Annotated in this window: 23 protein-coding genes; 10 read left to right on the forward strand and 13 right to left on the reverse strand. The window is 72.8% G+C overall.

Annotation, left to right across the window (positions count from 1 at the left end; genetic code table 11):
• Positions 1-53: 53 nt before the first annotated feature.
• Together eat and ACIRSU_RS26870 are read left to right on the forward strand one after the other, a co-directional pair.
• Positions 54-1,514 (forward strand): ethanolamine permease, encoded by a 1,461-nt coding sequence (gene eat, locus ACIRSU_RS26865; protein ID WP_403797024.1) that lies wholly within the window; start codon positions 54-56, stop codon positions 1,512-1,514.
• Positions 1,515-1,543: 29 nt separating this feature from the next.
• Positions 1,544-2,233, forward strand: a complete 690-nt coding sequence (locus ACIRSU_RS26870; RefSeq protein WP_403797027.1) for a gamma-glutamyl-gamma-aminobutyrate hydrolase family protein — start codon at positions 1,544-1,546, stop codon at positions 2,231-2,233.
• On the opposite strand, the gene ACIRSU_RS26875 is transcribed toward ACIRSU_RS26870, so the two are convergent.
• The gene (locus tag ACIRSU_RS26875; RefSeq protein ID WP_403797029.1) at positions 2,217-3,641 is read right to left on the reverse strand and encodes a purine-cytosine permease family protein; all 1,425 of its coding nucleotides are present in this window, start codon (positions 3,639-3,641) and stop codon (positions 2,217-2,219) included. The genes ACIRSU_RS26870 and ACIRSU_RS26875 overlap by 17 nt on opposite strands.
• A 68-nt stretch (positions 3,642-3,709) precedes the next feature.
• On the opposite strand from ACIRSU_RS26875, the gene ACIRSU_RS26880 reads away from it, so the two are divergent.
• Positions 3,710-4,426: a TetR/AcrR family transcriptional regulator gene (locus tag ACIRSU_RS26880; RefSeq protein WP_403797031.1), complete on the forward strand. Its 717-nt coding sequence runs from the start codon at positions 3,710-3,712 to the stop codon at positions 4,424-4,426.
• A 46-nt stretch (positions 4,427-4,472) separates the two neighbouring features.
• Complete coding sequence (locus ACIRSU_RS26885; protein WP_403797033.1) at positions 4,473-6,101, forward strand: amidohydrolase; 1,629 nt, start codon at positions 4,473-4,475, stop codon at positions 6,099-6,101.
• 468 nt (positions 6,102-6,569) lie between these two features.
• Here ACIRSU_RS26885 and ACIRSU_RS26890 read toward each other — a convergent pair whose 3' ends face one another.
• Positions 6,570-7,517: a LysR family transcriptional regulator gene (locus ACIRSU_RS26890; protein WP_403797036.1), complete on the reverse strand. Its 948-nt coding sequence runs from the start codon at positions 7,515-7,517 to the stop codon at positions 6,570-6,572.
• A 70-nt stretch (positions 7,518-7,587) separates the two neighbouring features.
• Here ACIRSU_RS26890 and ACIRSU_RS26895 point away from each other — a divergent pair, with 70 nt between their 5' ends.
• Complete coding sequence (locus ACIRSU_RS26895; RefSeq protein WP_403797039.1) at positions 7,588-8,745, forward strand: TDT family transporter; 1,158 nt, start codon at positions 7,588-7,590, stop codon at positions 8,743-8,745.
• Here ACIRSU_RS26895 and ACIRSU_RS26900 read toward each other — a convergent pair.
• The 4 genes from ACIRSU_RS26900 to ACIRSU_RS26915 all read right to left on the reverse strand — a co-directional run bounded on the left by ACIRSU_RS26900 (position 8,672) and on the right by ACIRSU_RS26915 (position 13,112).
• Complete coding sequence (locus ACIRSU_RS26900; RefSeq protein WP_403797507.1) at positions 8,672-9,394, reverse strand: helical backbone metal receptor; 723 nt, start codon at positions 9,392-9,394, stop codon at positions 8,672-8,674. The genes ACIRSU_RS26895 and ACIRSU_RS26900 overlap by 74 nt on opposite strands.
• A 35-nt stretch (positions 9,395-9,429) precedes the next feature.
• Positions 9,430-9,981 carry a helix-turn-helix domain-containing protein gene (locus ACIRSU_RS26905; protein ID WP_403797042.1) on the reverse strand — a complete coding sequence of 184 codons (552 nt, stop codon included), beginning with the start codon at positions 9,979-9,981 and terminating at the stop codon, positions 9,430-9,432.
• Positions 9,982-10,126: 145 nt separating this feature from the next.
• On the reverse strand, positions 10,127-11,920 hold the full coding sequence (locus tag ACIRSU_RS26910) for an ABC transporter permease/substrate binding protein (protein ID WP_403797045.1): 1,794 nt from the start codon (positions 11,918-11,920) through the stop codon (positions 10,127-10,129).
• A complete protein-coding gene (locus ACIRSU_RS26915; RefSeq protein WP_403797048.1) occupies positions 11,913-13,112 on the reverse strand; it encodes a glycine betaine/L-proline ABC transporter ATP-binding protein in 1,200 nt (399 codons plus the stop codon). The genes ACIRSU_RS26910 and ACIRSU_RS26915 overlap by 8 nt, the downstream gene beginning before the upstream one ends.
• Positions 13,113-13,376: 264 nt before the next feature.
• Between ACIRSU_RS26915 and ACIRSU_RS26920 the strand changes: the two genes are divergently transcribed.
• Together ACIRSU_RS26920 and ACIRSU_RS26925 are read left to right on the forward strand one after the other, a co-directional pair.
• Entirely contained in the window at positions 13,377-14,282 is a 906-nt protein-coding gene (locus ACIRSU_RS26920) for a 5'-3' exonuclease H3TH domain-containing protein (RefSeq protein ID WP_403797509.1), read from the forward strand.
• A gap of 82 nt (positions 14,283-14,364) precedes the next feature.
• Positions 14,365-15,240, forward strand: a complete 876-nt coding sequence (locus ACIRSU_RS26925; protein WP_403797051.1) for a siderophore-interacting protein — start codon at positions 14,365-14,367, stop codon at positions 15,238-15,240.
• 75 nt (positions 15,241-15,315) lie between these two features.
• On the opposite strand, the gene ACIRSU_RS26930 is transcribed toward ACIRSU_RS26925, so the two are convergent.
• Positions 15,316-15,987 (reverse strand): MerR family transcriptional regulator, encoded by a 672-nt coding sequence (locus tag ACIRSU_RS26930; protein ID WP_403797054.1) that lies wholly within the window; start codon positions 15,985-15,987, stop codon positions 15,316-15,318.
• 206 nt (positions 15,988-16,193) lie between these two features.
• Between ACIRSU_RS26930 and ACIRSU_RS26935 the strand changes: the two genes are divergently transcribed.
• From ACIRSU_RS26935 to ACIRSU_RS26945, 3 genes are read left to right on the forward strand one after another with little or no spacing between them, the layout of a single operon-like run.
• Positions 16,194-17,078, forward strand: a complete 885-nt coding sequence (locus ACIRSU_RS26935; RefSeq protein ID WP_403797512.1) for a hypothetical protein — start codon at positions 16,194-16,196, stop codon at positions 17,076-17,078.
• Positions 17,075-17,521 (forward strand): ABA4-like family protein, encoded by a 447-nt coding sequence (locus ACIRSU_RS26940; protein WP_403797056.1) that lies wholly within the window; start codon positions 17,075-17,077, stop codon positions 17,519-17,521. The genes ACIRSU_RS26935 and ACIRSU_RS26940 overlap by 4 nt, the downstream gene beginning before the upstream one ends.
• Before the next feature lie 9 nt (positions 17,522-17,530).
• Positions 17,531-18,451, forward strand: coding sequence for an ADP-ribosylglycohydrolase family protein (locus ACIRSU_RS26945; RefSeq protein WP_403797058.1), 921 nt, complete (start codon positions 17,531-17,533; stop codon positions 18,449-18,451).
• A 9-nt stretch (positions 18,452-18,460) separates the two neighbouring features.
• Here ACIRSU_RS26945 and ACIRSU_RS26950 read toward each other — a convergent pair whose 3' ends face one another.
• The 6 genes from ACIRSU_RS26950 to ACIRSU_RS26975 all read right to left on the reverse strand — a co-directional run bounded on the left by ACIRSU_RS26950 (position 18,461) and on the right by ACIRSU_RS26975 (position 24,934).
• A complete protein-coding gene (locus ACIRSU_RS26950) occupies positions 18,461-19,861 on the reverse strand; it encodes a cytochrome P450 (RefSeq protein WP_403797061.1) in 1,401 nt (466 codons plus the stop codon).
• A gap of 121 nt (positions 19,862-19,982) precedes the next feature.
• Positions 19,983-22,811, reverse strand: coding sequence for a DEAD/DEAH box helicase (locus ACIRSU_RS26955; RefSeq protein ID WP_403797064.1), 2,829 nt, complete (start codon positions 22,809-22,811; stop codon positions 19,983-19,985).
• Positions 22,812-22,977: 166 nt separating this feature from the next.
• On the reverse strand, positions 22,978-23,880 hold the full coding sequence (tatC, locus tag ACIRSU_RS26960) for a twin-arginine translocase subunit TatC (RefSeq protein ID WP_403797515.1): 903 nt from the start codon (positions 23,878-23,880) through the stop codon (positions 22,978-22,980).
• A 104-nt stretch (positions 23,881-23,984) separates the two neighbouring features.
• Positions 23,985-24,266: a Sec-independent protein translocase subunit TatA gene (gene tatA / locus ACIRSU_RS26965; RefSeq protein ID WP_403797066.1), complete on the reverse strand. Its 282-nt coding sequence runs from the start codon at positions 24,264-24,266 to the stop codon at positions 23,985-23,987.
• A 177-nt stretch (positions 24,267-24,443) separates the two neighbouring features.
• On the reverse strand, positions 24,444-24,641 hold the full coding sequence (locus ACIRSU_RS26970; RefSeq protein WP_403797069.1) for a hypothetical protein: 198 nt from the start codon (positions 24,639-24,641) through the stop codon (positions 24,444-24,446).
• A gap of 47 nt (positions 24,642-24,688) precedes the next feature.
• On the reverse strand, positions 24,689-24,934 hold the full coding sequence (locus tag ACIRSU_RS26975; protein ID WP_403797072.1) for a hypothetical protein: 246 nt from the start codon (positions 24,932-24,934) through the stop codon (positions 24,689-24,691).
• Positions 24,935-25,051: the final 117 nt, after the last annotated feature.

Consider the following 25,051-nt stretch of genomic DNA (forward strand, 5'->3'; position numbering starts at 1 on the left):
GCAAAGGTATGGCACCAATCCATTGGGCTCGTTCCGGGGAGCTGACCGCTGCCATGACGCTGGAAGACACCTCAAGCACCGCAGGCACCACCAGCACCACAGGAAACACCAGTGACGACTATCTGGAGCGCCGGACCCTGCGCCGCGGCAGCGCGGGCTGGCTGCTCCTGACCGGACTCGGCGTCGCGTACGTCGTCTCCGGCGACTACTCCGGCTGGAACATCGGCCTCTCCAAGGGCGGTTTCGGCGGCCTCGCCATCGCGACGGTCCTGATGGGCGCCATGTACGCCTGCCTGGTCTTCTCGCTCGCCGAGCTGTCCGCCATCCTGCCCACGGCGGGCGGCGGCTACGGCTTCGCCCGGCGCGCGCTCGGCACCTGGGGCGGCTTCCTCACCGGCACGGCCATCCTCATCGAGTACGTGCTCGCGCCCGCCGCCATCTCCATCTTCATCGGCGACTACGTCGAGTCCCTCGGCCTCTTCGGCCTGGAGTCGGGCTGGCCGGTCTATCTGGTCTGCTTCGCGCTCTTCATCGGCATCCATCTGTGGGGCGTGGGCGAGGCGCTGCGCTTCAGCCTGATCGTCACCGCCGTCGCCGTCGCGGCGCTCCTGGTCTTCGCGCTGGGCGCGCTCAGCGACTTCCACGTCAGTGCCCTGAACGACATCCCGGTCGACAAGGCGGCCACCGGCGCCAACTCCTGGCTGCCGTACGGAGTCCTCGGCATCTGGGCCGCGTTCCCCTTCGGCATGTGGTTCTTCCTGGGCGTCGAGGGCGTGCCGCTGGCCGCCGAGGAGGCCAAGGACCCGGTGCGCTCGATGCCGCGGGCCCTCTCCCTCTCCATGGGCATCCTGGTGCTGCTCGCCGTGGTGACCTTCTTCGCGGCGACCGGGGCGCGCGGCGCGGCGGCCGTGCAGGAGGCGGGCAATCCGCTGGTGGTGGCGCTCCAGGGCGACGGCGCGCCGACGGCGCTCAGCCGCTTCGTCAACTACGCGGGCCTCGCGGGCCTGGTCGCCTCCTTCTTCTCGCTCATCTACGCGGGCTCGCGCCAGCTCTTCGCGCTGTCCCGGGCGGGCTATCTGCCGCGCTTCCTGTCCCTGACCAGCCGCCGCAAGTCGCCGTACCTGGGGCTGCTGATCCCGGGCGCGATCGGCTTCGCGCTCGCCGCGGCCACCGGGAACGGGGCCCGGATGCTGAACATCGCGGTGTTCGGCGCGACCATCTCGTACGCCCTGATGGCGCTCTCCCACATCGTGCTGCGCCGCCGCGAGCCGGGCCTGGCCCGCCCGTACCGCACGCCCGGCGGTGTGGCGACCTCCTCGGTCGCCTTCGTCCTCGCCCTCTCGGCCCTGGTGGCGACCTTCCTGGTGGACAAGGACGCGGCGTTCATCGCACTCGCCGTCTATGTGATCGCCCTGGCCTACTTCGCGTTCTACAGTCGCCACCGCCTGGTGGCGAAGGCGCCCGAGGAGGAGTTCGCGGCGCTCGCCGCGGCCGAGGCCGAACTCGAACGCTGACCTTCCCGCACCGCACTCCGGAGGAATCCGTGTCCAAGCCGCTCATCGGCGTGACGACCTATCTGAACCAGGCCCAGTGGGGGGTGTGGGACCTGCCGGCGGCGCTGCTGCCGGCCGCGTACCCGCGCCTGGTCCAGGCGAGCGGCGGGCTCGCCGTGATGCTGCCGCCGGACGACCCGGCCGCGGCGGCGGAGGCGGTGGCCCGGCTCGACGGCCTGGTGATCGCGGGGGGCGCGGACGTGGAGCCGGTACGGTACGGGGCCGAGCCCGACCCCCGTACCGGCCCGCCGGCCCGGGAGCGGGACGGCTGGGAACTCGCCCTGATCGACGCGGCCCTCGACGCCGGCACGCCGCTGCTCGGCATCTGCCGCGGCCTGCAGCTCCTCAACGTGGCCCTCGGCGGCACCCTCGTGCAGCACGTCGAGGGCCACACGGAGGCGGTCGGAGTGATCGGCCGCCACCCGGTCACCCCGGTCCCCGGCACCCGCTACGCCTCCCTCGTTCCCGAGCGGACCGAGGTCCCGACCTACCACCACCAGAGCGTCGAGATCCTCGGCAAGAACCTCCTCGCCTCGGCCCACGCGGACGACGGCACGATCGAGGCGATCGAACTCCCCTCCCCCGCGTGGGTCGTCGGCGTCCAGTGGCACCCGGAGATGGGTGAGGACACGCGGGTGATGCGGAGCCTGGTGGAGGCGGCGGTCAGCTTCCGGTCCTGACCCGGCCGCGCATCAGCAGCGCGTACAGCACCCCGGCGAGCACCATGCCGACCGGCAGGGACAGATCGATCCCGAGGAGCCCGGCCACCGGGCCGGTGTAGGCGGTGTCGACGCACAGCGCCGCCGCACCGGCCCCCGCCAGGACGGCGACGGCACCCGCCGGATTGACCCCGGCCGCGTACCAGAACGGTCCGGCCGGGGTCTCGTCCATCAGCGCCCGGCCGTCATAACGGTTACGGCGCAGCCGGATGTCGACCGCGTACACGGTGATCGCCGGGCCGAGCAGCACGACGGTGAGTTCGACGATGTTGCTGACGGTGTCCAGGAAGTCGGAGACGAAGAGCGCGTACAGGGTGAGCGCGACGGAGGCCGTGCCGTCGACGAGGACGCTGCGCGAGCGGCGGATCCGCAGGCCGACGGCCTGGAGGGCGAGGCCCGCGCTGTAGGCGGTCATCGCGTTGATCGCGACGGTGCCGAGGACGAGCGCGAGCAGGAAGAACGGCCTGAACCAGCCGGGCAGCAGGGTCCGCAGCCCGGCCTGCGGATCCGACATGTCGACGACGGTCGCGGCCAGCGCCCCGAGCGAGCAGACGAGCACGCTCGACACGAAGCCGCCGGCGGTCGTCCAGCCGAGGACCGCCTTCGGGGAGCTCGTCGCGGGCAGATAGCGGGAGAAGTCGGCGCTGGTGGTGTACGAGAGCGGGCCGGCGGCGATCAGGGTGACGCCCGCGAGGAGCACGGCCCACAGGCCGGTGCCGGTCAGCGGCGCGGCCGGCGCGTGGTGGAAGTCCGCGTGCCGCAGCACCTCGTAGGCGACGATGCCGAAGACCGCGGTCAGGGCGATGGTGATCGGCAGATAGAGGCGGACGATCAGGGCGTGCCCGTACACGCTGATGGCGAGCGTGACCGCGGCGACGACGAGCACGACGACGATCCTCACGCCCGTCGACGCGCGGATGCCCACCTCCTCGACCAGGGTGAACGCGGCTCCGGCGCCGGTCGCCAGATACAGCGCGAAGTAGCAGACGGAGATCATCCAGCCGGTCACCGCGTTGTTCACGCGGTTGCCGCGCACCCCGAACATGGCCCGGGTGATCACCTCGCTGGGCGTGCCGGCCGCCGGGCCGGAGATCGCGAGGACGCCCGCGAGCAGCCAGAAGAGATTGCCGACGACGATCACGGCGAGCGCCTGGCCGAGGCTGAGCCCCATCAGGACCAGGGCGCCGCCCACCACGAGGCTCAGGTAGTTGACATTGGCAGCGGCCCAGACGGCGAACAGCTCGCGCGGGTGGCCGTGGCGCTCGGTGTCGGGGATGTGGTCGATGCCGTGGGACTCGATCCGGGTGGGCACGTCGACGCCCGGGACCTCGTACGGCCGGGATTCCGGCGCGGGATTACTGGACGCCATACGGCCCTCCGACGCGTCTCGTGCACACCCGGTTGCTTATTGGTCGCACACTCAATAGCATCGCCCCCATGTCGTCGAGCGTCCAGCGCAAACGAGTGCGCAAGTCCCCCGAGGCCCGCCGCGCGGAGATCGTCGAGGCGGCCGCGGCCGTGGCCCTCACCGAGGGCCTGGAGTGCGTGACCCTGCGGCGGATCGCCGACGAGCTGGCCGTGCGACCCGGTCTGATCAGCCACTACTTCCCCTCCGTCGAGAACCTGGTGGCCGAGGCCTTCGGCACCGCCGCCACCGGCGAGCTCGACGCCCTGCTGCCGGCGGACCGCCCCGACGGGACGCCCACGCAGTACCTGGCGCGCTACTTCGCGCTCTCCTCGGGCGAGTCGTACGACGACATCAGCCGCCTCTGGATCAACGCCCGCCACCTCAGCCGCTACCGGCCCGTGCTGCGCGACCGGGTCGCCGAGCAGGAACGCACCTCCGACGAACGCCTCGAAGGGCTCATCCGCGACGGCGTGGCGCGCGGCGAGTTCCGCACGCCGGACCCGCATGTCACCGCGATCCAGATCCTGGTCGTCCTCGACGGCCTGGGCGCCCACGCGAACACCGAGCACCACGACCGCGACGAACTGCCGGAGGCGGTACGGCGGATGGCGGTGACGACGGCGGAACGCGAGCTGGGCCTGCCGGCGGGGACCCTGGACCGCGAGGCGACCGCGCTGCCGGAGGCGCTGCGGACGCCGGAGGAGCCAGCGGCGGCCGACGTCCCACCTGCCCCCACCGCCCACTGACCGGCGGCATCCCGCCCCACCCGTCCGTAACGGCCCTGGAGTCCCCGTGCGCACCCGTCTCGTCCTGTCCTCAGCCCGGCTGCTCGACCCCGGCACCGGCGCGTTCCTGCCGGAGACGGCGCTCGCCGTGTCCGAGAGCGGACGGATCACCGCGCTCGGCAACGACCGCGAGATCCGCGCCCTGGCGGGCGCCGGGACCGAGGTGGTCGACCTCAAGGGCGCCGTGGTGACCGCCGGACTCGTCGACGGCCACCTCCACCCGGTCACCGGCGCCGAGCTGACGCACGGCCTCGACCTCTCGACCTGTACGGACCTGGCGGACGTGCGCGAGGCGCTGGCCGACGCCGTACGGGAACTCGGCCGCGGGGACTGGCTCTTCGGCTGGGGCCTCGACCCGAACGTCTTCGCCGACGAACCCGTGGGCGTCGCCCCGTTCGACACGGTCCTCGACGGGATCCCCGCCTTCCTCCTCCTCTTCGACGCCCACTCGGCGCTCGCCAGCCGCCGCGCCCTGGAACTGGCCGGGATCGACGGCCCCCGCACCTTCGACCAGGCGTCCGCGGAGATCGTGTGCGACGAGCGGGGCCGCCCGACGGGCCTGCTCCAGGAGGACGCGGCCTGCGAGCTGGTCGAGCGGGTCGCCCCTCGACCGACCCGCGCGGAGAAGCGTGAGCGGCTGGCCACCGCCCTCCGCTCCATGGCGGCCGCGGGCCTCACCGGCGGGCACGTCATGGACGCCAACGGCGACAGCCTCGACCTGCTCGCCGAACTGGACGCGGCCGGCGAGCTTCCGCTCCGTCTCCGCGTGGCGCCCTGGTGCCAGCCCGGCATCGACGCCGACGGCATCCGCGCCCTCATCGAGCAGCAGGGCCGGGGCGGGGCGCTGTGGCGCGTCGACGGCGTCAAGCTCTTCATGGACGGGACGATCGACAACGGCACCGCGTGGCTGGAGCGGCCCGACTGCCACGGCGAGTCCACGCACGCGTTCTGGCCGGACCCGGAGGCGTACACGCGCGTCATCGGCGAACTGCACCGGGCGGGCGTCCCGACCGCCACCCATGCGATCGGCGACGCGGCGGTACGCCACGCGCTCGACGCGGTCGAGAAGGCGACGGGCTCCGCGGGACACCGCGCGCGGCACCGCATCGAGCACATCGAAACCGTCCCGGATGACACCCTGCACCGCTTCGCCGAGCTGGGCGTCCTCGCCTCCATGCAACCCACCCACTGCTGCGACTTCACCCGCGCCGACCACACCGACAACTGGTCGCGCCGCCTCGGCGAGGATCGGGCGTCGCGGGCGTGGCGCTGCCGTGACCTGTGGGACTCCGGCGCCACGGTCGTCCTCGGCTCGGACTGGCCGATCGCCCCCTTCCCGCCCCTCGGCGTGATGGCCGGCGCCCGCCACCGCCGCCCCACCCGCGACCTCACCCAGCCCCCACACGGCCCCGACCAGGCCCTCACGGCCCTGGAGGCGCTGCGCGGCATGACGGTCAACGCGGCGTTCGCGGCGGGCGAGGAGCACGAGGAGGGCCGGGTGGCCGTCGGATACCGGGCCGACCTGACGGTCCTCGCGGCGGACCCGCTGAGGACGGCGGCGACGGAGCTGCCGGGGGTGCCGGTGGTCCTGACGACGGTGGACGGCCGAGTGACGCACCGAAGCGAAACGGTCTGACGCCCGCGCCCGCCCCCGTTGGGGCAACGCCCCGCAGGGCGCCACGGGTGGGCAGGACGCTTCGCCCCCCCGTTGTGGGCAATCGCCCCGCAGGGCAGCACGGGTGGGCAGGACGCTTCGTCCCCCCGTTGTGGGCAATCGTCGCCCTGGGGGTCCCCCCAGGGCGAAGCCCTAGGGGGAGGGACGGGTGGGCACAACGGGACGTCGCCCCTTGCCGGGCCTAGGCTCCCTGCGCTTTGACGCCCGGTACGACAGCGCCGCAGCCTTGGTGCGGGTCCAGGCACAAGGGGCGGAGGCGCCCGCGTGGGCGCCGTCCCGTGTGCCCGCCCGTCCCGCCTGGGGGCACCCCCGGACGAAGTCTGGGGGAGGGACGAATGCCCACACGGGGTGAGGGGCGGGGCTGCACGGGCCGGCCGACCGGGGCGGGCGCGGCTCCACAGGAGGCGCGAACGGGCCCGCCCGCGCGCGTCACCCCACCGGTCGTGCCCTCGTCAGCGACAGCAGGTCCCGCGCCGGGCCCGTCGGCCGGTGGCCGACCGGCCACACCGCGCGGAGGTCGCGGCGCAGGACGACGCCCGCCACCGGCACCGCGGCCAGCCGGTGGGAGGCCAGTTCCTCCGCGATGGCGAGCTCGCTGAGGACGGCGGGCCCGGCGCCGCTCACCGCCGCCGCCTTGACGGCCGTGGTGGAGGCGAGTTCGAGGAGCGGCTCCGCCAGCCCCCCGTGCGCCGCCAGCGCCGCGTCGAGGACCTGGCGCGTCCCGGAGCCCCGTTCGCGCAGGACCAGCGGCGTCGCGGCCAGCTCGGCCGGGTCGATGGGCTTGCGCCGCCGCGCCCAGGGGTGGGAGGGGGCGGCGACGACGAGGAGCCGGTCGTGGGCGACGACGGCGCCGTCGAGCCCGTCGGGCACGGCGAGGCCTTCGACGAAGCCCAGGTCGGCGTCGCCGGCGAACAGTCGTTCGGCGACGGCGGCGGAGTTCCCGGCCTGGAGGGAGACGGCGGTGCCGGGCCGCTCGGCGCGCAGCGCGATGAGCCAGCCGGGCAGCAGGTACTCGGCGATGGTCATGGACGCGGCGACCCGCAGCCGCGAGTCGCGCCGTCCCCGCAGCGCCTGGACGCCCGCGTCGAACGCCTCGGCCGCCTCGACGATGCGCCGCGCCCAGTCCGTCACCAGCGCGCCGGCGTCGGTGAGCCGCGAGCCCCGGGGCGAGCGGTCGACGAGGGCGACGCCCAGCTGGCGTTCCATGGAGCGGATGCGGCTGCTCGCCGCGGGCTGGGTGATGCCGACTTCGCGGGCGGCGCGGCCGAGGCTGCCGTGCCGGGCGACCGCGAGGAGCAGTTCGAGCGCGCCGAGGTCGGGGACCCGGTGGGACAGGAGGCCTGGGGGGACGTCACTCGGCGTCGGCGCACTGCTCATAACGTCAGCTTATGACCTCATAGCGGCAATGTCCCTGGTGGGGGCCATGATCCGGCGAAAAGGTGGCGGCATGGCAACAGTCGCTCCCTCTCAGTCGGTCCCCCGCGCCACCACCCCCGGCGTGCGATGGACCGGGGTCCGCCACCTCGGCCCCAACTGGTACGCCTCGATCATGGGCACCGCCGTCATCGCCAACGCGGGAGCGGCTCTCCCTCTGGACCTGCCGGGGCTGCGCACGGCTTGCGTGGCCGTCTGGGCGCTGTCCCTTCTCGCCCTCCTGACGCTGCTCGGCGCCCGTGCCCTGCACTGGACGCACTACCGTGACCAGGCCCGCGCCCATCTCCTGGACCCGGCCGTCGCCCCGTTCTACGGATGTCTGTCGATGGCGCTGCTCGCGGTCGGCGGCGGCACGATGATCGTGGGCCGGGACTGGATCGGGCTGCCGGCGGCGGTGGCGCTGGACACGGTGCTGTTCACGGCGGGCACGGTGATCGGCCTGGCGGCGGCCGTGGCCGTCCCGTATCTGATGGTGGCGCGCCACCGGATCACCGAGGCGTCGCCCGTGTGGCTGCTCCCGGTCGTGGCACCCATGGTGTCCGCGGCCCTCGGCCCGCTCCTGCTCCCCCACCTTCCCCGGGGCCAGGCGCAGCAGACGCTGCTGGTCCTCTGTCACGGGCTGTTCGGCGTCAGCCTCCTCGCGGTCCTGGTCATGCTGCCTCTCGTCTTCGGCCGGCTGGTCATGGGCGGTCCGCTCCCCCTGGCCCTCACTCCCACCCTGTTCCTGGTCCTCGGGCCGCTCGGCCAGTCGACGACGGCCGTGAACAAGTTCGCCGACGCCGCGAACGGCGTGCTGCCGGCCCCGTACGACCAGGGCTTCGCGGTGTTCGCGGTGCTGTACGGGGTCCCGGTGCTGGGGTTCGCGCTGCTGTGGCTGGCGCTCTCCACGGCGCTCGTGCTGCGGGCCCGCCGCCGGGGCATGGGCTTCGCGATGACGTTCTGGGCGTTCACGTTCCCCGTCGGGACGTGCGTGACGGGCGCCGAGGGCCTGGCCCAGCACACGGGCCTCGCCGTCTTCCGCTGGCTGGCGATCGGTCTGTACGGGCTCCTCGTGACGGCCTGGCTGGTGGCCGGCACGCACACCCTGCGCGGCCTGTTCAGCGGTGCGCTGCTCGCAGGGCCCGGGCCAGTGACGCGGGGGCCTCGGCCAGTGACGGCCCGTACCAGGTGAGGTGGCGGCCGTCGACGAGCGCCGCGGCGGCCCCGGGGAACGCCTCGGGGCCGTCGTCGCGGGTGAAGCGGTAGGGCTCGTCGGGCAGTACGACGAGGTCGGGCGCGGCGGCGTTGAGCTCGTCGAGGGCGATCCGCGGATAGCGCTCGGCGTGGTCGGCGTACACGTTCCGTACCCCGAGCCGGGCCAGCAGGTCACCGGCGAAGGTGTCGCGGCCGAGGACCATCCAGGGGCGGCGCCAGATCGGTACGACGGCGGTGCGCGGCGGGTCGTGCGGCCGGACGTCCGCCCAGGCGGCCTCGGCGGCGTCGAGCCAGCCGGGCCGGCCGCGTACGCCACAGGCCGCGAGCACCCGCTCCAGCTCGGCGAACGCCTGGTCGAGCCCGCGGATCTCGGTGACGAGCACCGGGATCCCGGCGGCCCGCAGCGCGTCGAGGTCGGCGGCCCGGTTCTCCTCCTCGTTGGCGATGACGAGATCGGGCCGGAGGGCGGTGACGGCGGCCACGTCGGGGTTCTTGGTGCCGCCGATGCGTACGGCGCCCGCGAGGTCGGTGGGACGGGTGCACCAGTCGGTGACGCCGACGAGGACCCCGGGCGCAGAGACGGCGACCGCCTCCGTCAACGAGGGCACCAGCGAGACAACCCGCAAGCCTGCGTCGCCCACCCCTCCTCTCACCCGTCCGCTCACCCTTCCGCGGCCTCGATGTGGTCCGCGACGGAGACGAAGACGAGCCGGGTGCCGGGGGCGGTGGCCCGCCACCGGTGCCGTACGCCACCGGACAGATAGAGGCTGTCGCCGCGGTCGAGCCGGTAGGCGCGCCCCTCCGCCTCGACCTCGACGGCGCCGTCGGCGACGTACAGCAACTCGTCGTTGCGGTGCAGGAATTCGCGGCCGGCGTCCTGTTCGCCGGTGAACTCCAGGGCCTGCAGCTGGTGCCGGCCGCGCACCAGCGGCCGTACGCCCGGGGGCATCTCCCACAGTTCCTCGTCCGCCCGGACGACGTCGACGGTGCGGGCGGCCTCGGCGGCGGCGAGCAGTTCGGCGGCGGTGGTCTCCAGGGCCACGGCGACGAGCTGGAGTGAGCGGTCGCTGGGGCGGGCACGCTCGTTCTCGACCTGGCTCAGGAAGGGCACGGACAGGCCGCTGCGCTGGGCGACGACGGCCAGGGTGAGCTGGAGCGACCGGCGGCGCCTCTTGACGGCCGCGCCCACGCGCAGCGACTCCTTGTCGTCCATGTCGGCCCCCTCCCTCGTGTGCCTCAGGTGTACTGGTCGGTTACCTGAACCTTACGCAGCTTTGGGCCGGGGTTTCGCGTCGTGGCGAAAAGGGGTGGCCGCCGAACACCCTCGGCGACCACCCCGTTCCGCAACGGAACCGGATCTACTGCGGGGCGAGCCGCTCCGCGATGCCCGGGTTCCTGTCGAGCCAGGTCCGGACGGCCTGCTGCTCCTTGCCCTTGCCGGTCTGCTGGATGACGGCCTCGAGGCCGGTGAGCTCCTGCTCGCTGAGCTTGAACTTCTTCAGCCAGGCGCCGACCTCGGGGTTCTCGGCGGCGAAGCCCTTGCGGGCGAGGGTGTGGACGCCGTCGCCCTTGCCCCAGCTGCCCCGGGGGTCCTTGAGCTTCTTCAGGTCGTAGGTCGAATAGGCCCAGTGCGGCGACCAGAGGGTGACCGCGATCGGCTGCTTCTTGTCGTAGGCGCGCTTCAGCTCGGCGAGCATGCCGGGCGTGGAGCCGTCGACGACCTTGTACTCGCCCTCCAGGCCGTAGTCCTTCATGACCTTGTCCTTGAGGATGCCCATCATGCCGGCGCTGGGCTCGATGCCGACGATGCGGCCGCCGAACTGCCCGGCCTTGCCCTTGAGGTCGGCGAGGGTGTTCACGTCCTTCATATAGGACGGGACGCTGAGTTCCAGGGAGGTCGGGCCGTACCAGGAGCCGAGGTCTTCGAGCTTGTTGCGGTACTTCGCCCAGTACTGGGCGTGGGTGACGGGCAGCCAGGCGTCGGTCTGGAAGTCGATCTGGCCGCCGGCGAGCCCGGTGTAGAGGGCGCCGGCCTCCAGCTGCTTGGTGTCGACCTGGTAGCCGTGGCGCTCCAGGAGCTCCTTCCAGAGGTAGGTGGAGGCGATGCCCTCGTCCCAGGGGATGTAGCCGAGGGTGACCTTCTTGCCGTTGCCGGCAGCGGTGGTGGAAGAGGCACCGCCGCCGAGGAAGCCCATGCCGCCGGCGACGAGCGCGAGGACGACGACGCCGACGAGCGCGGTGACGGGCTGCGGGCGGTGGCCCCAGATCTTCGCTCCGGCGCGGGCGGCGCGGGCGGCGCGCGCCTTGGCGGCGGCGCGGCGGCCGAGCGGGGAGACCTGGCGGCCGAGGGCTCCGGTCATCCGGTCCAGGTACATGGCGAGGATGACGATGGAGATGCCGGCCTCGAAGCCGAGGCCGATGTCGACGTTGCCGATGGCGCGGTAGACGGCGCCGCCGAGCCCGCCGCCGCCGACCATGCCGGCGATGACGACCATGGACAGGCCGAGCATGATGACCTGGTTGACGCCGGCCATGATGGTCGGCAGGGCGAGCGGCAGCTGGACGCGCAGCAGGGTGCTGCGCGGGGTGGTGCCGAACGCCTCTGCGGCCTCGACGAGTTCGCCGTCGACCTGGCGGATGCCGAGTTCGGTCATGCGCACGCCGGGCGGCAGGGCGAAGACGATGGTGGCGATGATGCCGGGGACGACGCCGACGCCGAAGAAGATGATGCCGGGGATGAGGTAGACCATCGCCGGCATGGTCTGCATGAAGTCCAGGACGGGACGCAGCACGGCACTGACGGTCTTGGAGCGGGCCGCCCAGATGCCGAGCGGTACGGCGATCACGAGCGTGACGAGGGTGGCGACGAGCACGAGGGAGAGCGTCGACATGGCGTCGTCCCACAGCTCGATGGAGTCGACGAGCGCGAAGGCCGCGAAGGCGAGGACGCCGGCGCCGATGCCACGCAGCCACCAGGCGACGACGGCGAGGATGCCGGCGAAGAGCAGCGGCTGGGGCGCGGACAGGACGGCGTCGATGCCGTCGTAGAGACCGGTGACGCCGGCGCTGATCGCGTCGAAGAGCCAGGAGAGCTGGGCCTGGAGCCAGTCGACGGTGCTGTCGACCCACTGGCCGAGGGGAAGCCTAGGCATGGCTGATCACCTCCTGGTCGGCGCGGCTCCTGGCTGTGGGGACCCTGCCGTCGGGGCGGCTGTCGACGCCGGAGCTCATGGAGCCGGAGCTCCCGGAGCCGGTGCTCTCGGCGCCGGTGCTCTCGGCGCCGGTGCTCTTGGAGCCGGGGTGTACGTCGGCGTCGAGGCCGCCCATGACGCCGAGGAGGCGGTCCTGGGCGACGACGCCGAGGATCTCGCCGTCGGTGCCGGCGACGGCCACGGGGTGCAGGCAGCGCGCGGAGACGGCGCACAGTTCGGCGAGCGGCGTCCCGGGGGCGACCGGGGCGCAGCCGCAGCCGGGCGGACAGTCCTCGGGGGCTACGGTGCCGTCGGTCATGACGGACTCGGCGGTGAGCACGCGGGTGCGGTCGACGTCCTGGATGAAGGAGGCGACGTAGTCGTTGGCGGGGCGGACCAGGATGTCCTCGGCGGTGCCGAGCTGGACGATCCGGCCGTCGCGCATGACGGCGATGCGGTCGCCGAGGCGCATGGCCTCGTTGAGGTCGTGGGTGATGAAGACGATCGTCTTCTTCAGCTTCTGCTGGAGCACGAGCAGCTGGTCCTGCATGTCGCGGCGGATCAGCGGGTCGAGCGCGCTGAAGGACTCGTCCATGAGGAGCACGTCGGCGTCGGTGGCGAGGGCGCGGGCGAGGCCCACGCGCTGCTGCATGCCGCCGGACAGCTCGTCGGGCCAGGACTTCTCCCAGCCGGCAAGCCCGCACAGCTCCAGGGCCTCGGCGGCGCGCTTCTCACGCTCGGCGCGCGGGACGCCCTGGACCTCCAGGCCGTAGGCGGCGTTCTCCAGGACGCTGCGGTGCGGGAAGAGCGCGAAGTGCTGGAAGACCATGCTGATCTTCGTGGAGCGGACCTCGCGCAGCTCGCGCGGGGCGAGCGCGGTGAGGTCGCGGCCGTCGAAGAGGACGCGGCCGGCGGTGGGCGGAAGCAGGCCGTTCAGCATGCGCAGAAGGGTGGACTTGCCGGACCCCGACAGACCCATGACGACGAAGATCTGGCCTGCTTCGACCGTGAAGGACGCGTCGATGACGGCCGCCGTGGTGCCGTCGGAGCGCAGGGCGTCCCGGTCGGCGCCGGCTTCGGCGAGTTTGCGGACTGCTTCGTCGGGTCGTCTGCCGAACACCTTGTACAGATGGTCGGCCTGGAGCCTGGACACATACACCTCACGGGTAGCAACGAAAACGGCCTCGCCACCCCCGCAGCGGCCGGGCCGTGGAGCGTGGCGGGATCTGCCCGCGCGACCCGTGGCGCACCGGATTCGTTCGTTGAATCCCGTGCCGGGTTCGCTCCGGGCGCACGCCTGCCCGGGCCGGAACTGTGCAAACGCGAAGGTGAGCGGCGTCACGATCGGGGCGGGCGGCTGTCGGTGGGGTGGGGTGTCGGTGGGGTGCGGCATGATCGGGGTGTGACGCGACGCCTGATGCTCCTCGACACCGCCAGCCTCTACTTCCGCGCGTACTTCGGCGTGCCGGACTCGGTCCGGGCGCCGGACGGGACGCCGGTGAACGCCGTGCGCGGGCTGCTCGACTTCATCGGCCGGCTGGTGCAGGACCACCGCCCGGACGACCTCGTGGCCTGCTGGGACGACGACTGGCGCCCGCAGTGGCGGGTGGACCTGATCCCCTCGTACAAGGCGCACCGGGTGGCCGAGGTGACGGAGTCGGGGCCGGACGTGGAGGAGATCCCGGACACGCTGTCGCCGCAGGTGCCGGTGATCGTCGACGTGCTCGACGCGCTCGGCATCGCCCGGGTCGGCTCGGCCGGCTTCGAGGCGGACGACGTGATCGGCACGCTGACCGAGCGGGCGCCTGGCCCGGTGGACATCGTCACCGGCGACCGTGACCTGTTCCAGCTGGTGGACGACGCGCGCGGGGTGCGGGTGCTGTATCCGCGCAAGGGCGTGGGCGACTGCGATCTGGTGGACGAGAAGCTGATCCTCGCGAAGTACGGGGTGCGCGCTGACCGGTACGCGGACTTCGCGGCGCTGCGCGGGGACACCAGCGACGGCCTGCCGGGCGTGAAGGGCATCGGCGAGAAGACGGCGGCGCAGTTGATCACGGAGTACGGGGACCTGGCGGGGGTCCGGGCGGCGGCTGCCGACCGGACGTCGAAGCTGACCCCGGCGAAGCGCCGCGGCATCGTGGAGGCCGCGGAGTACCTGGACGTGGCCCCGACGGTGGTCCGTGTCGCGCGGGACGTACCGCTGCCGGAGTTCTCGGCCGCGCTGCCGTCGGCGCCCCGGGACCCGGAGGCGCTGGCGGCCCTGGTGGAGCGGTGGGGGCTCGGCGGTGCGGTGGGGCGGCTGCTGCCGGTCCTCGCGCGCTGAGGGAGGTCCGGAGCGGCCTGCCGCCGGTCCGGAGCGGCCTGCCGCCGGTTCGCCCCAGGTGCTAGCTTAGGCAAACCTAAGCATGCAATCGAATACGGGGGAGACCGCCGTGGCAGAACAGCCCGCCGCACAGCCCGCCCGCAAGGCCCCGCGGGCCTACGAGGCCCAGGTGATCCGTACCGAGCGGATCACCCCGCACATGGTGCGCCTGGTGCTCGGCGGCCCGGGACTCGACACCTTCGAGACCGGCGACTACACCGACCACTACGTGAAGCTGCTGTTCGCGCCGGAGGGCGTGGAGTATCCGGCGCCGTTCGACATGGAGCGGATCCGCGCCGAGTTCCCGCGCGAGCAGTGGCCGACGACCCGGACGTACACGGTACGGGCCTGGGACGCGGCGCAGCGCGAGCTGACCGTGGACTTCGTGGTCCACGGCGACGAGGGCCTGGCCGGTCCGTGGGCGGCGCGGGCGCAGGCGGGCGACACGATCCGCTTCCTCGGCCCCGGCGGCGGCTACGCCCCGGACACGGCCGCCGACTGGCATCTGCTGGCCGGTGACGAGAGCGCCCTGCCGGCGATCGCGACCGCCCTGGAGCGGCTGCCGGAGGGTGCGGTGGTGCACGCCTTCCTGGAGGTCGCGGACGCGTCGGAGGAGCAGAAGTTCACGACCGCGGCGGGCGTGGAGGTCACCTGGCTGCACCGGGGTGCGCGTCCGGTGGGCGAGGCGCTCATCGACGCGGTGCGCGGGCTCGATTTCCCTGCCGGGGACGTGCACGTCTTCGTGCACGGTGAGGCCGGTTTCGTGAAGGAGCTGCGCCGGCATCTGCGGATCGACCGTGAGGTGCCGCGCGAGCGGCTGTCGATCTCGGGCTACTGGCGGCTCGGCAAGACGGACGAGGCCTGGCGCGCGATCAAGCGCGAGTGGAACGAGCAGGTGGAGCGCGAGCAGGAGAGCTGACACGCGGAGTGCGAGCCCCAGGGGGCGGAGGCCGGCGGCCTCCGCCCCCTGGGGTTTTCCGTGCGCCTTCCCCGGTCAGCGCTCGGTGCCGAACAGCCGGTCCGAGGCGTCGACATGGGCCATCCGCCGGATCGCGGAGAACACCGCGTCGCCCATGACCGTACCGATGACCACGCTCTCGACGAGCTCCTCCCGGACGACGTTGTGGGCGACCCAGTCGAGGTCCGCGTGCGCCACGCGCTCGGCGGCGTCGGCGTAGTCGTCGACGAGTTCGGCGAAGCCGCCGTGCCCGGCGTCCTCCAGGGCGGCGAGGGCGAACGCGAGGGCCTCGGACTGCGGGGCCTCGGGTTCGGTGTGCCAGCCGCGTCGGGCGATCAGCTCGGCGACCTTCGCCCGGGCGGCGACCAGGGACGGCGGCGGCTCCTCGGCGGGCTCGTCGCCCGCCGCGTCCTTCTCCCGCGTGCTGTCGTAGCGCGGCGCGAGCCGTTCCGCCGCCTCGCCCATGATGTTGTGCAGGGGTCGCTCCTCGTCGTCGACGGCGGCGACGACCGCGCGGACGCCCGCCACGGTGAGCCCGCCGACATCGAGCAGGGCGCGGATCAGCCGGAGCCGCCGGACGTGCGTCTCCTCGTACGAGGCCTGGTTGGGGCTGGTCAACTGCCCGGCGGGCAACAGCCCTTCCCGTACGTAGTACTTGATCGTGGGCACGGACACCCCGGTCCTACGACTCAACTCTCCGATGCGCACCGCGTGTTCACCTTTCCGGCCGGACTCCGGTCTTGCCGACCGACCTCTCCATCATAGATAGTGACGCTATCGGATAGCAGAAAGTGCCACTATCCATTCCGCAGACGCATTCGCATCCCACGGGGGGATCCATGTCCTCGGCACCGCAGCTCTCGGCACCACAACTCCGCACGCTCCACCGGCCCCTGGTCTGGTTCGTCGCCTCCATGGCCGGCCTCGCCCTCGTCTCCGCGGCCGGACTCGTCCTCGACGACCGCGTCCTGGTCGGCGCCCCGATCTGGGCCAAGCCGCTGAAGTTCTCGCTCTCGTTCATCGCGTACGGGCTCTCGCTCGCCTGGATGCTCTCCCTGCTGCCCGGCGCCCGGGCCAGGCGGGTCGGCTGGTGGGCCGGGACCGTGCTCGCCGTCGCCAGCGTCGTCGAGATGGTGCTGATCACCGGCCAGGTGATCCGCGGCACGCGCAGCCACTTCAACAACGCGACGCCCTTCGACACGGCCGTCTTCCAGGTCATGGGCCTCACCGTCGTCGTGCTGTGGCTGGCCGCACTCCTCATCGCCGTCCTGCTGCTGCGCGCCCGCTTCCTGGACCGCGCCACCGCCTGGGCCGTGCGGCTCTCCTCGCTCATCGCCCTGGCGGGCGCGGCCGTCGGCTTCCTGATGGTGCGGCCCACGCCCGAACAGCTCGCCCAGCCCCACCCGCCGGTCCTCGGCGCGCACAGCGTCGGCGTGCCCGACGGCGGCCCCGGCCTGCCGCTGACCGGCTGGTCCACCACCGGCGGCGACCTGCGCATCGCCCACTTCTTCGGCATGCACGCGCTGCAACTCGTCCCGCTGGTCCTGCTCGTGCTCGCCGCACTCGCCCCGCGCTACGCCCGCCTCGCCGACGACCGCGTCCGGCTGCGCCTCGTCCTGGTCGCCGCCGGCTCGTACGCCGCGACCTTCGCCCTCGTCACCTGGCAGGCCCTGCGCGGCCAGCCGCTCCTCTCCCCCGACGCACCCACCCTCACCGCGGCCGCCGTCGTCGCCGCCCTCACCCTCACGAGCGCGGCCCTGGCGCTGCGCACCCCGCGCAGCCTGGAGCTCGTCGCATGACCGACCCCGCTCTCCTCTTCGACCTGACCTTCCTCCTCGCGGCGCCGTTCTGGCTCCTGATGATCCTGGCCCCCGGCCGGCGCGTCACCGACCGCGTCGCCGCCTCCCCGCTCACCGTCCTGCCGGTCCTCGCCGTCTACCTCCTCCTCGCCGCCCCGGTCCTCCCCGAGCTCTGGACCGCGGTCACCCGCCCCGACCTGCCCACCTTCCAGACCCTCACCGCCCTCCCGAACGGCGCGGCCGCCCTGTGGGCCCAGGTCATCGCCTGGGACCTGCTCCTCGGCCAGTGGATCTACCGCGAGTCCCGCCGCCTCGCCCTCTCCCCCTTCCTCACCGGCCCCCTCCTCGTCCTGACCATCCTCCTGTCCCCTTTCGCCCTCCTCCTCTTCCTCCCCCTCCGCGCCCTGCGCCGAGCCCGCACCGCCCAGCCGGCCCGGCTGTAGCCTCCCCTCATGCGATACGAGGACCGGGCCGTCGGAGCGGTGCTGGGCTCCGCCGTCGGCGACGCGCTCGGGGCACCCTTCGAGTTCGGGCTCCCGGGGGTGTTCCGGGAGCGGTTCCCGGACGGCGTCGGCGAGATGTGCGGGGGCGGCGGCTGGGATCCCGGTGAGGCCACGGACGACACACAGATGGCCGTGCTCGTCGCGGACTCCCTCCTCGAACGGGGCGGGCTCGACCTGCCGGACCTCTTCGGCCGCTTCCGCCGCTGGGCGCAGGCCGAGCCCAAGGACATCGGGCTGCAGACCGAGGCGGTGCTCCTCGGCTGCGACCCCTGGGACAGCGCCGCCGCCCTGCACTTCCAGGTCAACGGGCGCGGCGCGGGCAACGGTTCGCTGATGCGGGCCGCCACCCCCGCCGTGCACTTCGCCGCCGCCGGCCGCGCCGCCACGATGGAGGCGGGCCGGCGGATCGCCGCCCTCACCCATGGGGACCGCGCCGCCTGGGAGGGCACCGCGGTGCTCCACGAGCTGATCCGCGTCGCCCTCCTCGGCGAGGACCCGCTCGCGGCCGTGCCCGACGCCCTCGCCGAGGTCGCGGACGCCCACCGGGACCGCTGGGCCGCCGTCCTGGCCCCCGACTGGCGCCCCGAGGACGCCACCGAGTTCAACGGCGCCGTCTGGCCCTGCCTCGGCTCCGCCCTCTGGGCGCTGCGCACCACCGACTCGTACGAGACCGCTGTCGCCGCCGCGATCGACCTGGGCGGTGACACCGACACCGTCGCCGCCGTCACCGGCATGCTCGCCGGCGCGGTCCACGGCCCGGATGCCGTGCCCGCCCGCTGGACCGAACCCCTGCACGTGCCGCTGCCGGGCTTCACCGACCGGGTGCTCCGCGCCGCGGACCTGGCCGAGGTCGCGCGGCGCCTGGTCTGAGCGGCCCGTCTACCGCGCCCGCACGGTCGCGAGGACCTCCCGGTCCGGCTGGAGCGTCAGTCCCGGCACCGGACGGATCTCGTCCGCGTCGAGGTCCAGACGGAAGCGGCGGGCGACGACGGCCAGGATCAGGACCGCCTCCACCATGGCGAAGCGGGTGCCGAGGCAGACGCGGGGGCCACCGCCGAAGGGGTACCAGGCGTACTCCGGTATCTCCTCGGTCTCGCCCTCCGTCCCGCCGTCCTTCGGCGACAGCCACCGCTCGGGGCGGAACTCCAGCGGGTCGCGGTACCAGCGCGGGTCGCGGTGGGTGGCCCACTGGCTGGACCAGACGCGGGTGCCGGGGCGGACGGGGGCACCGCCGAGGGTGGCGCCCTCCTTGGCTGTGCCGGTGAGGAGCCAGATCGCGGGGTAGAGGCGCAGGGTCTCCTTCACCACGGCCTGGGTGTAGGCGAGTTCGGCGTAGTCGTCGAAGCCGGGGTCGCGGTCGCCGAGCACCCGGTCGAGCTCGCTGCCGAGCGCCTCGGCGACGCGCGGGTTGCGCGAGAGCAGGTACCAGGCCCAGACGAGGGTGGAGCTGGTGGTCTCGTGGCCGCCGATGTAGAGCGTGACGGTCTCGTCGCGGATCTCGCGGTCGGAGAGGTGCGCGCCGGTCTCGTCCCGCGCGTCGAGGAGCCGGCTGAGCAGGTCGGGGCGGTCGGTGTCGCCGTCCCGGTGGCGGGTTACGACCCGGGCCACCTCGGCGTCGATGACGGCGACGGCCCGCCTGATGCGGGCCCGCCCGGGCGTGGGCACCCAGTCCGGCAGGATCGCGCCGATGCCGCTGAACTCGGCGCCTATCTCCTGCTGCGCCACGTCCATGGCGCGGCCGATGGACTCGGCGTCGGCCGCCGTGTCGACGCCGAAGATGGTGCGGACGGCGATGAGCTGGGTGAGCGCGGTCATCTCCCGCTTGACGTCGATGCGCTGCCCGTCGGCCCACCGCCCGGCCGCGTCGACCGCGCATTCGGCCATGGTCGCCGCGTACGCCTTCACCTGCCGGGGCCGCACCGAGGGCTGCACCAGGGAGCGCTTGCGCCGCCAGTCCGCGCCCTTGGCGACCACGACCCCGTCGCCGAGGAGCGTACGGACGGCGATGCCGAGGTCGGGCTGGTCGAAGGTCCGCTCGACCTCGGTGAGGAGTTCCCCGATGGTCTCGGGATGGGCGATGAACAGCGCGGGGCCGGGTCCGAACCGCCAGCGGACGAAGTCCCCCCGCTCACGCAGCCGTTCGAAGAAGGCGAGCGGGTCCTTGCCGAACTCCGGCAGGTTCCCGAGCACCGGGACACCGCGCGGCCCCGGCACGGTCTTCCGTCCGTCCGCCGTCGGCTGTGCCGCACCGACAGCGGACGGACCGGCTTGCGTGGTCACGTTCTCTTCCTTCCGCAGGAGTCGCCTGGCCTGTCTCACGACCATGGAACCGGAAGGAACTGACACTCCGCCAGACCTGTGGAAAACCCCCTGTGGAAAAGCCCCTTCTGGCGACGCTCCGTCAGCCCACCGAGCTGTACGCCACCACACCCCTCAGCAGCGCGTCCACCGCCTTGCGCGCGTTCTTCGCGACGGTGCTGTTCGCCCTCGGCGCGGCCGCCGCGATCTGCCCGAGCACGTCGATGACCTGCTTGCACCAGCGGACGAAGTCGCCGGCCGGCATCTCGGCCTCGCGCAGCACCTCGTCGAGGCCCTTGTCGGAGGCCCACTGGTAGGCGGCCCAGGCGAAGCCCAGGTCGGGCTCGCGCTGTCCGACTCCCTCGGCCTGGTGGAGCCTGAACTCCTCCTCCAGCGCGTCGAGCCGGCCCCAGATCCGCACCATCTCGCCGAGCGCCGCCTTGGACCTGCCGGTCGGCAGCTTCGGCGCCACGGCGTCGTCGGACTGCCGGGCCTCGTAGACGAGCGCGGAGACACAGGCGGCCAGCTCGGCCGGGTTGAGCCCCTCCCAGACACCCTCGCGAAGGCACTCGCTCGCCAGCAGGTCGAGCTCGCCGTAGAGCCGGGCGAGCCGCTTGCCGTTGTCGGTGACGTCGTCGTCGCGCAGGTAGTCGAGCTCGGTGAGGAGCGCGACGATCCGGTCGAAGGTGCGGGCGATGGTGTTCGTCCGGCCCTCGATGCGCCGCTCCAGCTGCTTGGTGTCCCGCTGCAGCCGGTGGTAGCGCTCGGCCCAGCGGGCGTGGTCCTCGCGCTCGTCGCAGCCGTGGCAGGGATGGGCGCGGATCTCGGTGCGCAGCCGGGCGATCTCGCGGTCGTCGGCGGCGGCCGAACGCTGCTTGCGGTGCCGCTCCGGGTTGATGTGCCCGGCCTTGCTGCGCAGCGCGGAGGCGAGGTCGCGGCGGGACTGCGGGGACTTCGGGTTGAAGGACCGCGGGATCCGCATCCGCTCGAGCGGCTCCACCGGCACCGGGAAGTCGATCGAGGCGAGCCGCTTGACCTGCCGCTCGGCGGTGAGCACGAGCGGGCGCGGCCCGTCGTAGTGGTCGAAGCCGCGGTGTCCGTTGGTCCGCCCGGCCGGGACGCCCGGGTCGAGGACGAGGGCGAGACCGGCGAACTTGCCGGTCGGCACGTGGATGACGTCGCCGGGCTTGAGCCGCTCCAGGGAGGCCGCGGCCTGCGCGCGCCGCTGGGCGGCGCCCTGCCGGGCGATCTCCGTCTCGCGGTCCTTGAGCTCGCGGCGGAGCCGCGCGTACTCCTCGAAGTCGCCGAGGTGGCAGGTCATGCCCTCCCGGTAGCCCGTCAGGCCCTCCTCGTTGCGCTGCACCTGCCGGGAGATCCCGACGACCGAGCGGTCGGCCTGGAACTGGGCGAAGGAGGTCTCCAGGAGCTCGCGCGAGCGGTGCCGGCCGAACTGGTCGACCAGGTTGACCGCCATGTTGTACGAGGGCTTGAAGCTGGAGCGCAGCGGGTAGGTGCGGGTGCCGGCGAGTCCGGCAAGGTGCGCGGGGTCCATGGCGCGCTGCCACAGCACCACGGCGTGGCCCTCGACGTCGATGCCCCGGCGGCCCGCACGGCCGGTGAGCTGGGTGTACTCGCCGGGAGTGATGTCGGCGTGCTGCTCGCCGTTCCACTTGACGAGCTTCTCCAGGACCACGGACCGGGCCGGCATGTTGATGCCGAGCGCCAGGGTCTCGGTGGCGAAGACCGCCTTGACGAGACCGCGGACGAAGAGCTCCTCGACGACCTCCTTGAAGGTGGGGAGCATGCCCGCGTGGTGGGCGGCGATGCCGCGCTCCAGGCCCTCCAGCCACTCGTAGTAGCCGAGGACGTGCAGGTCCTCGTCGGGGATGGCGGCGGTGCGCTCCTCGACGATCTCGCGGACCCGGCGGCGCGCGTCGTCGTCGTTGAGCCGCAGGCCCGCGTAGAGGCACTGCTGGACGGCGGACTCGCAGCCGGCCCGGCTGAAGATGAAGGTGATCGCGGGGAGGAGTCCCTCGGCGTCGAGCCGCTCGATGACCTCGGGCCGCCCCGGCGTCCAGATCCGGGACCGCTGGCGCCGCTCGCGCTCGCGGTCGGCCTCGCGGATCATCTTGCCGCGGCGCCGGTCGCGCGGGTTGTACGTGCGCGAGTTCTCGGTGCGGGCGAGGCGCAGCAGGTCGGGGTTGACCTCGCGGCGGGAGGCGCCGCGGCCGCCGTGGTCGGTCTCCTCCTCGAAGAGGTCGTACATCCGGCGGCCGGCCAGGACGTGCTGCCACAGCGGCACGGGGCGGCTCTCGGAGACGATGACCTCGGTGTCGCCGCGCACGGTGTCCAGCCAGTCGCCGAACTCCTCGGCGTTGGACACGGTCGCGGAGAGCGACACCAGGGTCACGGACTCGGGGAGGTGGATGATCACTTCCTCCCAGACGGCGCCGCGGAAGCGGTCCGAGAGGTAGTGGACCTCGTCCATGACCACGTAACCGAGGCCGGAGAGCGCCTGGGACCCCGCGTACAGCATGTTGCGGAGGACCTCGGTGGTCATGACGATGACCGGGGCGTCGCCGTTGACGCTGTTGTCTCCGGTGAGCAGACCGACCTTGTCGTGGCCGTACCGCTTGACGAGGTCGGCGTACTTCTGGTTGGAGAGCGCCTTGATGGGCGTGGTGTAGAAGCACTTGCGGCCCTGGAGCAGGGCGAGGTGCACGGCGAACTCGCCGACGATGGTCTTGCCCGAGCCCGTGGGAGCGGCGACGAGCACGCCCTTGCCCGCTTCGAGGGCCTGGCACGCCTCGATCTGGAAGGGGTCCAGGCCGAAGTCGTACATCTCGCGGAAGGGGGCCAGCGCGGTGGCCTGCTCGCGGTTGCGGGCGCGGGCGGCTGCGTACGCTTCGGCTGGTGTGAGGTCCTCTGTCATCTTGTTGTCGAGCCTACCCGCCACCTCTGACAGTGACGCGATCTTTATCGAGCGGCTTGGATTGCGGGCATACGGCAGTCCCCCCGGACGGAAATCCGGGGGGACTGCGCGCGGTCACGCGATGACGGTCAGGTGATGACGATCAAGGACGCCGGCCAGGTGACGGTCAGGTGATGTCGTCGTAGCCGTTCAGCCGCTGCGACCCCGCGGCGTCCTGCTCACCGGTCGCCTGCCCGGGCAGTGCCCGGGCGGCGGGCACGGTCTCGGTCGGGCCGACGGGCTCCGGCGTGAGGTCCAGCTCCGAGGCCTCGTCGTCGTCGAGCTCGGCGTCGGGGTTCCTGCGCGCGCGCCGCTTGTCGTTGAGCAGCGCGATGCCGACGGCACCGAAGTAGAGGATGCTGATCGGGCCGGCCAGGGCGAGCATGCCGACCGGGTCCGTGGTCGGGGTGATCACGGCGCCGAAGATGAAGACGCCCATGATCACGCCGCGCCACCAGCGGGCCATGCGGCGGCCGCTGAGCACGCCGGTGAGGTTCAGCATGACGAGCACGAGCGGCAGCTCGAAGGCGAGGCCGAAGACCAGCACCATCCGCAGGGTGAAGTCGAGGACGTCACCGAGCGACAGGATGTTGGCGGAGCCGCCGGGCGTGAGGCTGATCAGCACCTTCACGCTGACGGGGAGGATGAGGTACGCGATGTAGGCGCCGGCCGCGAAGAGCGGGACCGCGGCGCCGGTGAAGAGGTACGTGTACTTCTTCTCGTGCTTGTGCAGTCCGGGCGCGACGAAGGCCCAGAGCTGGTAGAGCCAGACGGGGCTCGCCACGACGAGGCCCGTCGTGAGGGAGAGCTGGATCGTCGTGCTGAACGGCGCCATCAGCGTGTTGAAGGACACGATCGCGCAGTTGCCGCCGTCGCTGTTGACACCCGGCGGGCACTTGGGCACCGACCGGGTCAGGAACTGCATGATGTCCTCGCTGTACACGAGGGCCACGATGGTGACCGCGGCGATGGCCAGGAGGCCCTTCGCGAGGCGGTTGCGAAGTTCACGCAGGTGTTCCACGAGGGGCATGCGGCCCTCGGGGTCCTTCTCCTGCTTGCGGGCAGACTTGAGCAACCCACGTCCTCATCTCGTGCGGCAGCCGCCGCGCTGTGCGGCGGCTGCGGCGGGCCGGCTCAGCGCTGGGTGGTGTCGGTGGGCTCGGTCACGGGACGCGAGCTGGTCACGTCGCCGGGAGCGGCCTTGATGGTGCGGGGCGCGGCCTGGTCGTGGGCAGCGGTCTGCGCGTCGGCGGGGGCGCTCTGCTGGTCCTCCGACTTCATCGCCTTGGCCTCGCTCTTGAGGATGCGGGCGGACTTGCCCAGCGAACGGGCCATCTCCGGCAGCTTCTTCGCGCCGAACAGCAGGATGACGACGACGAGGATCAGAATGATCTCGGTGGGGCCGAGCCTACCCATAGCTGTTTACCTTCTTCACCGAGGCGACATGGAACGTACGTGCCCGGACGGCCGGACAGGCGTCCGTCCACCGCGCTGCAAGCGATCGTAACCCGCAGGAGTAAACGGGCGGCAATGGACGTGCATACGAGCGATTTCGTCCCGCCGCTCCGCTCGCCCGCCACAGGAGGAGCGAAGTCAGCGCAGCGTCTGGCCCGTTCGCGCCAGGTCACCGGCGGCGCGCTCCAGGTCCTCGGCGGCCTGGTGGATGCGTTCTGTGGTGCGGGCCACTTGACGGCCGAGGCGCTGGGCCTCCAGGAAGACCTTGATGCCGAGGACGCCGAGGACGGCGATGCCGAGGAAGCCGAGGGCGATGGCGAGCATGGGCCAGAACATGGGTCGAGCCTAAGGGTTGCGCGGGTGGGCGGCCGCCGGGCGGTCCGTCAGCCGGTGGTGTGCAGGCGCAGGGTGTTCACGCCGCCGCCGGTGAGGAGTTCGACGATCCGCTCACCGGCGGGCTTGCGGACGGCGCTGCCGCACTCGGGGCAGGTGAAGGAGTAGAAGGTGGTGCGGCGGCTCGCGCCGATGGCGAGCCGCAGGGCACCCGCGGAGAGTTCGAAGCGGGCGCGGCAGTCGGGGCAGGCGGCCTTGAAGAGAACCGGGGCGATCGGCGCCACAAGACCGGACATCACGGACATATCCCTCAACTCTCCCCACTGCCACCGGTGCGTCTCACTGGGAACAGCGTCCGGAGCCTCCGGAACGTCACGTTCCCCTCCCTCCTGCCGTTCCTCCTGCTGTCGGCA

Source organism: Streptomyces sp. NPDC101160 (assembly GCF_044768205.1).
Classification (GTDB): domain Bacteria; phylum Actinomycetota; class Actinomycetes; order Streptomycetales; family Streptomycetaceae; genus Streptomyces.

Coding starts and splice junctions, on each gene's coding strand:
- eat (WP_403797024.1), top strand. CDS start 54: ATGACGCTGGAAGACACCTCAAGCACCGCAGGCACCACCAGCACCACA.
- ACIRSU_RS26875 (WP_403797029.1), bottom strand. CDS start 3,641: ATGGCGTCCAGTAATCCCGCGCCGGAATCCCGGCCGTACGAGGTCCCG.
- ACIRSU_RS26880 (WP_403797031.1), top strand. CDS start 3,710: ATGTCGTCGAGCGTCCAGCGCAAACGAGTGCGCAAGTCCCCCGAGGCC.
- ACIRSU_RS26890 (WP_403797036.1), bottom strand. CDS start 7,517: ATGAGCAGTGCGCCGACGCCGAGTGACGTCCCCCCAGGCCTCCTGTCC.
- ACIRSU_RS26895 (WP_403797039.1), top strand. CDS start 7,588: ATGGCAACAGTCGCTCCCTCTCAGTCGGTCCCCCGCGCCACCACCCCC.
- ACIRSU_RS26905 (WP_403797042.1), bottom strand. CDS start 9,981: ATGGACGACAAGGAGTCGCTGCGCGTGGGCGCGGCCGTCAAGAGGCGC.
- ACIRSU_RS26910 (WP_403797045.1), bottom strand. CDS start 11,920: ATGCCTAGGCTTCCCCTCGGCCAGTGGGTCGACAGCACCGTCGACTGG.
- ACIRSU_RS26920 (WP_403797509.1), top strand. CDS start 13,377: ATGCTCCTCGACACCGCCAGCCTCTACTTCCGCGCGTACTTCGGCGTG.
- ACIRSU_RS26925 (WP_403797051.1), top strand. CDS start 14,365: ATGCAATCGAATACGGGGGAGACCGCCGTGGCAGAACAGCCCGCCGCA.
- ACIRSU_RS26935 (WP_403797512.1), top strand. CDS start 16,194: ATGGCCGGCCTCGCCCTCGTCTCCGCGGCCGGACTCGTCCTCGACGAC.
- ACIRSU_RS26940 (WP_403797056.1), top strand. CDS start 17,075: ATGACCGACCCCGCTCTCCTCTTCGACCTGACCTTCCTCCTCGCGGCG.
- ACIRSU_RS26945 (WP_403797058.1), top strand. CDS start 17,531: ATGCGATACGAGGACCGGGCCGTCGGAGCGGTGCTGGGCTCCGCCGTC.
- ACIRSU_RS26955 (WP_403797064.1), bottom strand. CDS start 22,811: ATGACAGAGGACCTCACACCAGCCGAAGCGTACGCAGCCGCCCGCGCC.
- tatC (WP_403797515.1), bottom strand. CDS start 23,880: ATGCCCCTCGTGGAACACCTGCGTGAACTTCGCAACCGCCTCGCGAAG.
- tatA (WP_403797066.1), bottom strand. CDS start 24,266: ATGGGTAGGCTCGGCCCCACCGAGATCATTCTGATCCTCGTCGTCGTC.
- ACIRSU_RS26970 (WP_403797069.1), bottom strand. CDS start 24,641: ATGTTCTGGCCCATGCTCGCCATCGCCCTCGGCTTCCTCGGCATCGCC.
- ACIRSU_RS26975 (WP_403797072.1), bottom strand. CDS start 24,934: ATGTCCGGTCTTGTGGCGCCGATCGCCCCGGTTCTCTTCAAGGCCGCC.